Origin of the sequence: Pseudarthrobacter sp. NPDC058329, from assembly GCF_042879835.1 — a bacterium.
In the GTDB taxonomy this organism is placed as follows: Bacteria; Actinomycetota; Actinomycetes; order Actinomycetales; family Micrococcaceae; genus Arthrobacter.
Genome location: NZ_JBHVZR010000002.1, coordinates 67,522 through 80,123, shown reverse-complemented (window position 1 = coordinate 80,123; position 12,602 = coordinate 67,522). Strand labels below are relative to the sequence as shown.

At 62.0% G+C, this 12,602-nt stretch carries 8 protein-coding genes and 2 pseudogenes; 9 read left to right on the top strand and 1 reads right to left on the bottom strand.

Translation table 11 applies throughout. The features are described from left to right. The first annotated feature begins 58 nt into the window (after window positions 1-58). The 9 genes and pseudogenes from iolC to iolB all read left to right on the top strand — a co-directional run bounded on the left by iolC (window position 59) and on the right by iolB (window position 10,408). On the top strand, window positions 59-1,060 hold the full coding sequence (gene iolC / locus ACFVYC_RS04805; protein ID WP_387547306.1) for a 5-dehydro-2-deoxygluconokinase: 1,002 nt from the start codon (window positions 59-61) through the stop codon (window positions 1,058-1,060). After that, window positions 1,057-1,992, top strand: coding sequence for a deoxyribose-phosphate aldolase (locus tag ACFVYC_RS04800; protein WP_387547305.1), 936 nt, complete (start codon window positions 1,057-1,059; stop codon window positions 1,990-1,992). Before iolC ends, ACFVYC_RS04800 begins: the two co-directional genes overlap by 4 nt. 20 nt (window positions 1,993-2,012) lie before the next feature. Further along, window positions 2,013-3,941 carry a 3D-(3,5/4)-trihydroxycyclohexane-1,2-dione acylhydrolase (decyclizing) gene (gene iolD, locus ACFVYC_RS04795; RefSeq protein WP_387547901.1) on the top strand — a complete coding sequence of 643 codons (1,929 nt, stop codon included), beginning with the start codon at window positions 2,013-2,015 and terminating at the stop codon, window positions 3,939-3,941. A gap of 54 nt (window positions 3,942-3,995) precedes the next feature. Then, a pseudogene (locus tag ACFVYC_RS04790) lies at window positions 3,996-5,504 on the top strand (CoA-acylating methylmalonate-semialdehyde dehydrogenase); the annotation flags it as partial. Window positions 5,505-5,707: 203 nt separating this feature from the next. Beyond that, window positions 5,708-6,610 carry a sugar phosphate isomerase/epimerase family protein gene (locus tag ACFVYC_RS04785; RefSeq protein ID WP_387547302.1) on the top strand — a complete coding sequence of 301 codons (903 nt, stop codon included), beginning with the start codon at window positions 5,708-5,710 and terminating at the stop codon, window positions 6,608-6,610. A gap of 169 nt (window positions 6,611-6,779) precedes the next feature. After that, the gene (locus ACFVYC_RS04780; RefSeq protein ID WP_387547301.1) at window positions 6,780-7,532 is read left to right on the top strand and encodes a GntR family transcriptional regulator; all 753 of its coding nucleotides are present in this window, start codon (window positions 6,780-6,782) and stop codon (window positions 7,530-7,532) included. 885 nt (window positions 7,533-8,417) lie between these two features. Then, entirely contained in the window at window positions 8,418-9,218 is an 801-nt protein-coding gene (locus ACFVYC_RS04775) for an SDR family NAD(P)-dependent oxidoreductase (protein WP_387547298.1), read from the top strand. A 117-nt stretch (window positions 9,219-9,335) separates the two neighbouring features. Beyond that, window positions 9,336-9,494 (top strand): annotated as a pseudogene (locus ACFVYC_RS04770) (GntR family transcriptional regulator); the annotation flags it as partial. 17 nt (window positions 9,495-9,511) lie between these two features. Beyond that, window positions 9,512-10,408 carry a 5-deoxy-glucuronate isomerase gene (gene iolB, locus ACFVYC_RS04765; RefSeq protein WP_387547295.1) on the top strand — a complete coding sequence of 299 codons (897 nt, stop codon included), beginning with the start codon at window positions 9,512-9,514 and terminating at the stop codon, window positions 10,406-10,408. 572 nt (window positions 10,409-10,980) lie between these two features. On the opposite strand, the gene ACFVYC_RS04760 is transcribed toward iolB, so the two are convergent. Beyond that, entirely contained in the window at window positions 10,981-12,066 is a 1,086-nt protein-coding gene (locus ACFVYC_RS04760; RefSeq protein ID WP_387547293.1) for a hypothetical protein, read from the bottom strand. Window positions 12,067-12,602 lie beyond the last annotated feature (536 nt).

Below are 12,602 nucleotides of genomic sequence, written 5' to 3'. Positions count from 1 at the left end.
CCTACAAGACCCGCTCCGTAACCCACGGAGTTCCACACCAGAAAGGTCCACGATCACCGTGACCCACGAGCTTCTCACGATCGGGCGCATCAGCGTAGATATTTACCCGAACGACATCGGGGTTGGGCTGGAGGATGTTACTTCCTTCGGCAAATACCTTGGCGGTTCGCCGTCGAACGTTGCCGTTGCCGCTGCCCGGCACGGCCGCCGCGCAGGCGTCATTACCCGGACCGGGGATGATGCCTTCGGCAGGTACCTTCACCGGGAACTACGCAAGTTCAACGTCGATGACACTTTTGTCGCTCCCGTCAAGGATTACCCCACTGCGGTGACCTTCTGTGCCATCAAGCCGCCGGAAGATTTCCCCCTCTATTTCTACGGCCGCTTTCCCACGGCACCGGACCTTCAGATCAAGGCCGACGAACTGGACCTGGACGCCATCCGCGCCGCCGGCATTTTCTGGTCCACGGTGACAGGCCTGTGCCAGGAGCCCAGCCGGGCAGCGCACATCGAGGCCCACCAGGCAAGGGACCGGGACAGCCTGAAAATCGGCCAGTACACGATCCTTGACCTGGACTACCGGCCCATGTTCTGGGCATCGGAAGAAGAAGCCCGCGCCGAGGTTGCCAAGATCCTGCCGCACGTCACCGTGGCCATCGGCAATGACAAGGAATGCGCGGTAGCGGTGGGGGAGGGCACCCCGGACGAGCAGGCCGACCGGCTGCTGGCAGCCGGTGTCGAGATCGCCGTCGTGAAGCTCGGCCCCGAGGGCGTGCTGGCAAAGACCCGCACCGAGCGAGTCGTCTCGGCCCCCGTCCCGGTGGAAACCCTCAACGGATTGGGTGCGGGAGACTCTTTCGGCGGCACCTTCTGCCACGGGCTGCTGTCCGGCTGGCCACTGGCGCAGGTTCTGGACTACGCCAACGCCGCCGGCGCCATTGTCGCCTCCCGCCTTTCGTGCGCCGATGCCATGCCGACACCGGACGAAGTCACCGCGCTGCTGGCCCAACATGGCCGCCCGGTTCCCGGCATTTCCATCCCCCAAGGAGCAGCACTGTGACACTCACCCCACTCGCCGCCAACAACGTGGTGGATGACGATCCCCGCCGCTACGAGCACCTGAGTACGATACGGCTGCAGGACCCGGCCGCCGTGGCGCGTGCGGCCAAGTCCCGCCGCCGCCACCCCGGACTCAAATACGGCAAGCAGAACTTTATTGTCGCCGCTGACCACCCGGCCCGCGGCGCCCTCGCCGTGGGTTCGGATCCGGTGGCCATGGCGGACCGCCGCCAGCTGCTGGACCGGCTGCAGGTCGCGCTGGCCAACCCCAACGTCGACGGCGTGCTGGCGTCCCCGGACATCATGGATGACTTGCTGCTTTTGGGTGCGCTGGAGGGCAAGCTGGTGTTCGGTTCGATGAACCGCGGCGGGCTGTCCGGTCTGGTCAACGAAATCGATGACCGCTTCACTGGCCACACCGCCACCGCCCTTGAAGCGCTCGGCGCCGATGGCGGCAAGATGCTGACCCGCATCTGCCTTGGTGATCCGGACACCGTGGTGACTCTGGAGGCCACGGCCAAGGCTATCGACTCCCTCGCCGAGCGCAAGCTGATTGCCATGGTGGAGCCGTTCCTCTCGGTCCGCGAGAATGGCAGGGTCCGCAACGACCTGTCCACGGATGCGGTGATCAAGTCGATCGCCATCGCCGAGGGCCTGGGATCCACCAGCGCCTACACCTGGATGAAGCTGCCCGTGGTGGCGGAGATGGAACGGGTCATGGCAGCCACCACCATGCCCACTGTCCTGCTGGGCGGAGACCCTGCGGGCACCCAGGACGAGGTTTTCGCCAGCTGGCAGGCCGCGCTGGCCCTGCCCGGAGTCCAGGGCCTTACCGTCGGCAGGACATTGTTGTATCCAAGAGATGGTGACGTAACGGCTGCCGTTGCTACAGCAGCCTCCCTCTTAAGCCACCGCGCGAGCACCCCGGAGTAAGAATCATGGCAACGCGAAGAATGACCGTGGCCCAGGCCGTTGTCGAATACCTTTCCAAGCAGTACACCGTCGACCGCATCGGCAACGAGGAGTACCGGGAGCGCCTGATACCCGGCACATTCGGCATCTTCGGCCACGGCAACGTGGCCGGTGTGGGCCAGGCACTGAAGCAGTACCAGCACCGTGACCCGCGTATCATGCCCTACTACCAGGGCCGGAACGAGCAGGCCCAGGTCCACCAGGCCGTGGGCTACGCCCGGCACACCCGGCGGCGCCAGACCTTTGCGATCAGCACCTCGATCGGTCCGGGTTCCTCGAACCTGCTGACCGGTGCGGCGCTGGCCACGACGAACCGGCTGCCGGTTCTCCTGCTGCCGTCCGACACGTTCGCCACCCGGGCCGCGGACCCGGTCCTGCAGCAGCTGGAGCAGCCCTACGCCTACGACCTGACCGTCAATGACGCTTTTAGGCCGCTGTCCAAGTTCTTTGACCGGGTCACCCGGCCCGAGCAGCTGTTCTCCGCGTTCCACCACGGCCTGCGGGTCCTGACGGACCCTGCCGAAACCGGCGCGGTGACCATCTCGCTGCCCCAGGATGTCCAGGCCGAGGCGTTCGAGGTGCCCGAGGAGTTCCTGGCCGAGCGGGAGTGGCGAATCCGCCGCCCGGACGCGGACGACGACGACATCGCCCGCGCCGCCGCTGCCATCCGTGCGGCGAAGCGGCCACTGATCATCGCCGGCGGCGGCGTCCTGTACGCCTACGCAAACGGGGAACTCGCGAAGTTCGCCGAGCTCACGGGCATCCCCGTGGGCAACACGCAGGCCGGGGTCGGCGTCCTGCCCTGGGACCACAAGTTCAGCCTCGGTGCGATTGGTTCGACGGGCACGACGGCGGCGAATGCCATCGCTGCCGAGGCGGACCTGATCATCGGGATCGGCACCCGGTACGAGGACTTCACCACCGCGTCCCGGACCGCGTTCCAGAACCCGGACGTGCGCTTCGTGAACATCAACGTCGCCCCGATCGATGCATACAAGCACGGCACCACGCTGCCGATCGTTGCCGATGCCCGCAAGGCCCTGGTCAAGCTCAACGCGGCCCTCGGCGGGTACCGCGTCGGCGCGGACCTGGAACAGCAGATTGCTTCTGAGAAGAAGCGCTGGGACGCTACCGTGGACGAGGCCTTCGATACCCGCTTCACACCGCTACCGGCACAGAACGAAATCATCGGCGCCACATCCCGCGCCATGGACCCGGCCGACGTCGTGATCTGCGCCGCGGGTTCCCTGCCCGGGGACCTGCACAAAATGTGGCGGGTCCGGGACCCGTTCGGCTACCACGTGGAATACGCCTACTCCTGCATGGGCTACGAAATCCCCGGCGGGCTCGGCGTCAAACGCGCCGCCCTTGCCGAGGCCGCCAACGGCGGAACCCAGCGCGACGTCGTCGTGATGGTGGGGGACGGCTCCTACCTGATGATGCACACCGAGTTGGTCACCGCCGTCGCCGAACGGATCAAGCTGATCGTGGTCCTGATCCAGAACCACGGCTACGCCTCCATCGGTTCCCTGTCCGAAATGCTCGGCTCACAGCGGTTCGGCACCCAGTACCGTGCCCTCAATGAGGAGCAGCACAGCTTCGACGAGGGCGAGACCCTGCCGGTGGACCTGGCCCTGAACGCCGAGTCCCTGGGCGTGAAGGTCATCCGGATCGAACCGGGGGAGAAGGTCATCGCCGAACTCGAGCAGGCCATCCGCGACGCCAAAGCCGCGCCCGAACGCAGCGGACCGATCCTGATCCACGTCGAATCCGACCCGCTGCTGGATGCACCGTCCTCCGAGTCCTGGTGGGACGTTCCCGTCTCCCAGATCTCGGAACTGGACTCCACCAAAGCTGCTTTCCAAACCTACGTCGACCACAAGTCACGCCAGCGCAAACTGCTCGGCTGACCCCTACTGCCGCCCGTGAACACCAGCACCCCTACCACTCAAGGAAGAGTCGCCATGACTGTCACCACCGAGACCTCCACCATCAACCACTTCATCAACGGCGCCGAAACTGCGGGTGAAGGTGACCGCACCACCCCTGTCTACAACCCGGCCACCGGCCAGGTCAGCGCTGAGCTGCGTCTGGCCAACCGGGCCGACCTGGACGCCACCGTCGCCGCCGCCCGCAAAGCCGCCGACACCTGGGGTGACATCTCCCTGGCCAAGCGCACCGCGGTGCTCTTCAAATTCCGCGAACTCGTCGCCGCGCACGTGGACGACCTCGCGGCCCTGATCACGGCCGAGCACGGCAAGGTCCTCTCCGACGCCAAGGGCGAAATCGGCCGCGGCCTGGAAGTCATCGAATACGCCTGCGGCATCCCCACACTGCTCAAGGGCGACTACTCTGACCAGGTCTCCACCGGCATCGACGTGTTCTCCTTCCGCGAGCCCCTCGGCGTGGTCGCCGGGATCACCCCGTTCAACTTCCCGGTGATGGTGCCGCTGTGGATGGCGCCGATGGCGATCGCCACCGGCAATGCCTTCATCCTCAAGCCCTCCGAGCGCGACCCCTCCGCCTCCATGCTGCTGGCCAAACTCTGGAAGCAGGCCGGCCTGCCCGACGGTGTGTTCCAGGTCCTGCACGGCGACAAGGAAACCGTTGACGGGCTCCTGACCCACCCTGACGTGGACGGCATCTCCTTCGTCGGCTCCACACCGATCGCCCAGTACGTCCACGAAACCGCCATCAAGCACGGCAAACGCGTCCAGGCCCTGGGCGGGGCGAAGAACCACGCCATCGTGATGCCCGACGCGGACCTGGACAACGCCGCGGACCACCTCGCCGCCGCCGCCTTCGGCTCCGCCGGGGAACGCTGCATGGCCATCTCCGTCGCCGTCGCCGTCGGGGACGCCGCAGACCTGATCGTCAAAAAGGTCGAAGAACGCGCCCTGGCCGTGAAGGTCAACAACGGCACCGCCCCCGACGCCGAAATGGGCCCGGTCATCACCCCGGCCTCCAAGGAACGCATCATCAAAATCGTCACCGAAGCGGAAACAGCCGGCGCTGCCATGGTGGTGGACGGCCGCGACCTCGTGGTCCCCGGCCACGAAGACGGCTTCTGGGTCGGCCCCACCGTCATCGACCACGTCAAGACCGAAATGACCGCCTACACCGAGGAAATCTTCGGCCCCGTCCTCGTCGTGGTCCGCGTCGACACCCTCGAAGACGGCATCAACCTCATCAACGCCAACCCCTACGGCAACGGCACCGCCATCTTCACCTCCTCCGGCGCCGCAGCCCGTACATTCCAGCGCTCCGTCACCGTCGGCATGATCGGCATCAATGTGCCCCTACCCGTCCCGGTCGCCTACCACTCCTTCGGCGGCTGGAAAGCCTCGCTCTTCGGCGACAAGCACATCTACGGACCCGAAGGCGTCTCCTTCTACACCCGCGGCAAGGTCATCACCTCCCGCTGGCCCGAGCACGCCGCCGCCTCCGGCGCCTCCTACAACTTCCCGTCCCACGCGGATGACCACGCCGTTCGTCACGACGGGATTGCTGAGGGTCTTCCGGACCAGCTCGCCGGGGGAGAAGACGCGGTCCCCGGCCGCGCAGACGACGCAACAGAAGGCCGGGGACGGCGCGACTGACCGTCACCGTATCAACATCCCTGGGGGTGGGAGGAGATCCTGCCACCCCCAGGTTCTAATAGCTAAAGGAGCAAGCAATGAAAATAGCGCTGGATCCCACCCCGTTCCATCACAGCCACAGCCTGCTGGAATTCCCCCAGTTGGCCGCCGAACTGGGGTACAAATATCTGCAGCTCACACCCCACCAGGACATGATCCCCTTCTTCACCCGTCCGAAGGCCGACGACGACCTGGTCCGTCAGTTCCGCAAGGCATGTACGGACGCGAGTGTGGAAGTTGCCTCTGTTCTGCCTGTCCTGCGCTGGTCAGGGCCTGACGAGACGATGCGGGAAGCCGCTGTCCGGTATTGGAAGCGCGCGATCCAGATCACCGTAGACCTCGGGGTCAACCAAATGAACACCGAATTCAGCGGTCGGCCCGAGCAGCCCGAAGAATCCGAGGCCGCGTTCTACAAATCCATGGAGGAACTCCTCCCGGTGTTTGAACGCGAAGGAGTGCACGTTGCCATCGACCCTCATCCGGATGACTTCGTCGAGGAAGGCCTCGCGGCACTCCGCGTCATCCGCGGATTGAACTCACCAAACGTCGGCATGACGTACGTCGCCTCCCACACTTTCCACATGAAAGATGACCCGGGCGCGATCATGCGGGCAGCCGGCGACAAGATCCGAGTGGTCCATGTTTCGGACACCATGAACCATCATGCCTCGCATGGCCTGCGATACATCACCAACCCTCCCGGAAACGCGGTGCGCGTTCACCAGCACTTGAAAATCGGTGACGGCGATGTGAATTGGGAAGAGTTCTTCGGCGGCCTAGGCGAGATTGGGTTCCTCGACCGCAGTGACACCGTCATGGTCTCCAGTGTCTTCGCTGAAAACGAATCTGCGCACGAGGTCTCCCGGTTCCAGCTACAGAAGATGCACCAGTTCGCTGAGAACGCACAGGGCCGACGGAGTCATGCCATGGCGACGACGTGACCATGACCGGTAAACCACTGATGGGCATCATGAAGGGCAGGCTTATGTTCGATTCCCATCTCTTGCCAGGGCCCCACGGGCTCACCACGACCAAGGCGCGCGTGGCTCTCGCCAGCCTTCATAGGCTCTTCCCATCGCAGGCACCTCCCGCCCACCGGAAGGCGCAGTGATGAAGGCTCCGGCGTACCGGGCGAAGGAACGTGAGGGGGACAAGGCCCTGAACTTCACGGCAATTGATGCCTCCCCCGTTCCTCTCTACTTCCAGGTCGCGAACGCCATTCGGGAGGCCGTGGATTCCCGTTCGCTGCTGCCAGGAGGAGCTGTTGGCTCAGAACAGCATCTGGCTAAGGATTTTCGTGTATCCATTCCCACCATTCGGAAAGCGATTGGTCTGCTCGAGTCAGAAGGCATTGTCGTCCGCAAACGTGGAGTCGGAACCTACGTTTCAGCGTCGGTCCGCAAAAAGCCCCTTGCCGTCTGCTTTCTCGGAGACCCAGTTCTGCTGACCTCGTTGCCGGCGGAGCTGGGCACCATCATCGCGGACCAGGAGGTGCAACATGAGCTCGCACTTGCAAACCAAAATGAAGTATGGCGTTTGCGCAGGGTACTCAAAGCGCGTGACCGCCCGGTCGCGACGTTCGATGACTTCTTTCCCTCCAAGCCCTTAGACCGGGAAGTCGAGTCAATTTCCGGGGACGCCATCGGTCCGCTAGGCCTGGATGCGGGGCCCAAAACAAATCTCGTGCGGTGGCGAATTTCTGCTGAATTGGCGGAGACTTCATCACTAAGTCCAGATGAGGTTTTCACGGGAGCACCGCTGCAAGTCCTGACAGGAACGGTGTACGGCTGGGATGGGGGCCCTAAACGATTTCTCAGGCATGGTTTCCTGGCCGACCACTTCAGAATTGAAGCGACGCTGTGAGCTTCCGAGCATTAAAAGTTGTGTGCAGCTACTGCTGTTCAAAGGGGTCGGGACTCCACCAGTGCCTCGGGGAACGGCTGCGGGGGTCAAAGCCTTCAACAGCTCTCGAAAAGTAAGAATGTCAGGACAAACCATTGCGCGGTTCCTTTTACCGAACTAGCCTTTAAGCAGAAGTGCTGAGCGAAGCTTGCAACGAACCTCACACATAGGCGTACAGCTTCCACTACCAACAATTGGCGGAACACAATCTCCCAGCCAAGGGTCCTGCACTGAGCTGATCATCACCTCTCTAAAGCCTCAAAGGTGACAAGCCCCTACGACCGGAATCTTCAGCACTTGTTTACGTAGAACTTGCAATCAAGGAGAGAAAAATGACGACTACGAATGCCCAGGTGGTGCTCGAGATTACAGCGACTGATCGGGAGACTCTGGAACGCGACTTGGATCGCGCGGAGCTACTGGCTCGGCAGGAAGCGATGAGAGAACGTAAGGGTGGCGTCCTGATAACCCGTCACACCCAACGTCATTTCACAATCGCAGTCTGCGAGTCAGTCCCCTTTGGGCTCACCCGCGAGCTTTCATCATGGTAGCGGCGTAGGCCGGCAACACCTGGTTCGACGGGGGAACACGAAGCACCACGGGGGCCGTGCAAAAGTCCGGGCAGCAACGGATCAAAGCCACCGGGGGAGCCGGCCCACCTCCCCGGTATACCGGACACCGGACCGGAGCAGGATCTCCCCTTTTTTGCTCTTAAGAAAAGCCAAAAGACAGACCCCTTGGCCCAAATGAACAGGATGACCCGGAAGGGTCTCCCATCTCGGCAAAGAAAGCGATAAAGCGCATGAAGCAAGCGGTTCAGAACCCGACCCTGCTGGAGGTGCCCTCATGATGGCCTGGGCAACGTATCCCTATCAGGGGCAGGTGGTCCTGGTTACCGGAGCAGGATCAGGTATCGGCCGTGCAACTGCGCAAGCATTCCTGGAACAAGGTGCGAGCGTTGCCGTGATCGGCCGGAACCGGGAGTCGCTTGAAGAAACTCTTTGCGGATTTTCCCCCGAGAAGACACTTGCAGTCGTCGCCGATGTCACCGACTCCGGGCAGATAGAGAAGGCCGTTGACGCCGTCTCAAACCGTTTTGGACGTCTGGATACTGTGATTGCAAATGCCGGGCACAGTGAGCCCAGCGACGTGGATACCTTCGACGAAGCAGCCTGGCAGCGGTTGCGCTCGGTCAACCTCGATTCACTCATCCATCTGACACGCCTCACCGCGCCATTCCTGCGCACTGCACGAGGCAGCTTCATCGCAGTGTCGTCAATCGCAGGACTGGGCGGCGATTGGGGCCAGTTTGCCTACAACGCCACCAAAGGCGCGGTCAACGCCTTGGTGCAGAGCCTGGCTCTGGATCTCGGCCGTGACGGTGTGCGCGTTAACGCGGTTGCCCCGGCATTCACCGTCACACGTCTCACCGAGGAACGACTTAACGATCCCCACTTCAAAGAGCGTTTGATGGATCGAATCGCCCTTGACCGCGTCGCACAGCCCGAAGACATCGCCCGCGCATTACTGTTTCTGGCCAGCCCGGACGCTGGCTATATCACCGGCGTCATCCTGCCGGTCGACGGCGGCACCAGCGCATCGACGGGGACACCGCGGCCTCTCCCAGTACTGTCCGGCCGCCGCTAAGTCCCGTCGTCAAGACGCCCAGGATTCAGGGTGGAACGCCCAGCCGATGCGCGAGCGACCGCTGCCCAGGCTTCGGTCACGGCATCGACCTGAAACCTCCTGATTCAGGCCCATGACGCCATTGGATACCAAGCGTCCATGCTCGAATCCAGCGAAGGGTCCGCGCTTGTGACTATGGAGCGGACCGCCGTCGATGACACCGGCCGGCGTGGAGACGGGCCACCACGTCTCCACGCCGATTCGTTCAGCTTTGAAATGAATCTCGTACAGCGCTAATACAAGGAGCCACCTCCATGACCAACTGGGTCTATCCCCTCGGCACTGCCACCGACGGCACATGGGACGTCTCGATCGGAACATCCGACACCTCTCTCACCGTCGACGGGTGGGCGCACACCGGACTGAAGGTGGCCACCCTCGCCGCGGGGACCGACGTCGTCCTTCCCGCTGCGGACGAGGAACGCATTGTTGTGCCGCTCAACGGTTCATTTACGGTGGAGGTGGACGGAACCGGCTACCAGCTGGCCGGACGCCCCTCGGTGTTTTCCGGCCCCAGCGACGTCCTCTACTCAGGGGCGGGGCGCGGCGTCAGCATCAGCTCTGCCGACGGCGGCCGGGTTGCCGTTGCGACCGCCCCGGCCAACGCCTCGTACCCCACGCGGCTGGTGACGGCGGCCGAAACGCCGGTGGAACTGCGCGGGGCCGGCAACTGCTCCCGCCAGGTCCACAATTTCGGTACCCCTGCTGCGCTGGAAGCGGACCGGTTCATCGTGTGCGAGGTCCTCACTCCGGCCGGCAACTGGTCCTCCTACCCTCCGCACAAGCACGACGAAGAGAAGGACGGCGAGACCCACCTCGAGGAGATCTACTACTTCGAGACAAGGGTGGCAACCGGCTCCGCCGCCCCGGCCGACGCCGACGCCATTGGCTACCAGCGCGTCTACGCCTCCGACGAACGGCCCATCGACATATCCGCTGAAGTCCGCACCGGCGACGTGGTCCTGGTCCCCTACGGCTGGCACGGCCCGGCCATGGCGGCACCCGGCTACGACCTTTACTACCTGAACGTGATGGCGGGTCCGGGCCCGGTCCGCGAATGGCTCATCAGCGACGACCCCCACCACGGCTGGGTCCGCCAGAGCTGGGACGGCCAGGACATCGATCCCCGGCTGCCGTTCGGCGCCTACTAATGATGGTCACGGAATTCCAAGGCTGCTGCAGCGAGCCTTTTATGCCTTGATCCCGGGCCGATATAACAAAGTTTAACCGAATGTCTGGACATAGTTTTGACGAGCGATCTAATCATATAGAGCGCTCTAAAGAGGTGGCGGTTACAAAACCTCGCAGGAAATCGTCAGCGCTACAACGACCATCCACAGTACTTTCTGGCTGAGATTGGCCACAGTTTCCGACTAAACCCCTGCCTTCGGCGCTAAATGCAGTGAGCCGCAGCGCCGAGGCATGGTAGTTTCTGGACGGACGCACTCGCATAGAGGAGCTCGTCGGGCAGGCGAACACCTCAGGCTTGACGGAGCCACCGGGATGAGCGCTTGGTTCTAAGACAGGCAGGCCACCACATGAGCGTCCTTCTGGACCCGCGTTGACCCTTCTGCAGATGCGACAAGCAAAACACCGCGATCCCTTACTCCTAGTACCAAAGAAGGCCCCTGCGGGCTGATTCCCCGGCGCCAGGACCACCCAGGCACTCCAAGACCGAGAACCTAAAGACCGGCGAACGTGTTGTCCTCATTTCCCACGCCTGTTACCCCTCCCAGTCATAGTCGCGAAATTGGAAGACGCAATGTTTTGCAAAACGATCTGCTCCCCCGATTCCGACCGCCCTGTCCATTAGGTACGCGGCAGCCCCTCGTCGCGTCAGTGCTTGCTTGACGACCATAGTCATCTGACCCATCGGAAACAGGTAATCATCACTCAGCAGCAAGTCGAATACTGACTCAAAAGGCAGTACCAGCTGGCCCTTGGCATCAACCCCCTGGTGCTCGGCTACCCAGGCATCAATAACTGCGCAGCGTTTAGCCAGCAGATTGTCCGCGAGTTTTTCTTCCATTAGCTCTGGAACGCGGATGCGCAACGCCTTAATCTCAGCGGTATTTAACATCGTCTCCGATGTGAATACTTTTGTCGGTCGGCCTTTGAGGGGCTGCGCCGCAGGGTCATTGGCAGCGCTCCTGAGCTCACTTTCAACCCTCTGCAACTGCGTGTATGGCCCGTAGAAGTCTTCATCATGGTATAGCTTGGAACAAATTCCCTTGTTGATTAGCTCTCGGGCAATGTCCGTATAGGTGCGATTTTTTGACTGCGATAATCCATCAAGTCCCATCGACTTAGCAACACTCACCAGCGTGATTCCACTTCTGACTTTAAGGGCACGATCCATCGTTCTTTTTTCGTGACTCGCTCCCCACGTTATATTTGCCTGACCGGGTACGAAATACATCACTGTGACGCCTTGGGGATACTTTCTCTTGATCCTAGAACGAGGAACCAGATGGTCAGCGTGCAGGGAACTCGCAATGGCACCCGTTACTCCCACATGTATTCGCAAAAACTTAATGGCGATGGAACGGTAGGTCCGCACGTTTTGCCGAACCCAGAGTTGTTTAAAGCCGGAATCTGGATAGTACAGAACCCTAAACTTGTCGGCGGGGGAAGTGGGGCGAAGCCAGCGCAAGGGCTTGGATCGCGTGCGATTCATAATCTTGAGCTGCTTAGTTGCGGTTTGCCATGCTTCGAACGAAATTGCAGGGTAGTCATGGATGTCGTAGTCAGCCAGGTACTCCGCCTTGATCCAATCTGACTGACGTTTAAGATAGTCACCTATTTGCATTACAACCCTTAACTGATACCGTCGTGAATTCTGAATTTTAATTAGAAGCTTAGCGTAGTTTATATACGCCTTTTTGCGACAGCTTGGCGCTTAACCTTGAGCCACCCGGTGTCAGGCCCGCAGCTCAAAAAATGTCGGATAGTTGGAGGGACCAGCGGCGAACGCCAACGCCCGTGGGTGGTTGCTGGGGGACCAGTCAAATACCGGGTGAGCCTTGCTACAGCTGCTCCGCCGGACATCTTCAAGCATCGCCGTCTCCCTCAACGGCAGGGTCACGGTGACGGAAAGCATCACGAACACTTGGCCGCCAGCAAGTTTGAATCCTCCCAAGAGCGAGAGTCTTCCATCCTCGCGAACCAGAGGACGCAGGTCATGTTCTCCCCTGCCGGGTTCTACCAAGAAGCCTCTGATTTCGACCGCTCTGCCTTTAGGGGCCGAGGGAATCCAAACAGCGTCCTTCAGATCCTTGGGTCTGTCGAGGCCAGCCTCCAGGTCCTCGGTTGGAACAACGATGCTCAGGCAGTCAGTCCAACCTT

Excerpts from the sequence above, each read along its gene's own strand:
- iolD (WP_387547901.1), top strand. The coding sequence starts at position 2,013 with ATGACCGTGGCCCAGGCCGTTGTCGAATACCTTTCCAAGCAGTACACC.
- ACFVYC_RS04785 (WP_387547302.1), top strand. The coding sequence starts at position 5,708 with ATGAAAATAGCGCTGGATCCCACCCCGTTCCATCACAGCCACAGCCTG.
- ACFVYC_RS04780 (WP_387547301.1), top strand. The coding sequence starts at position 6,780 with ATGAAGGCTCCGGCGTACCGGGCGAAGGAACGTGAGGGGGACAAGGCC.
- ACFVYC_RS04775 (WP_387547298.1), top strand. The coding sequence starts at position 8,418 with ATGATGGCCTGGGCAACGTATCCCTATCAGGGGCAGGTGGTCCTGGTT.
- iolB (WP_387547295.1), top strand. The coding sequence starts at position 9,512 with ATGACCAACTGGGTCTATCCCCTCGGCACTGCCACCGACGGCACATGG.
- ACFVYC_RS04760 (WP_387547293.1), bottom strand. The coding sequence starts at position 12,066 with ATGCAAATAGGTGACTATCTTAAACGTCAGTCAGATTGGATCAAGGCG.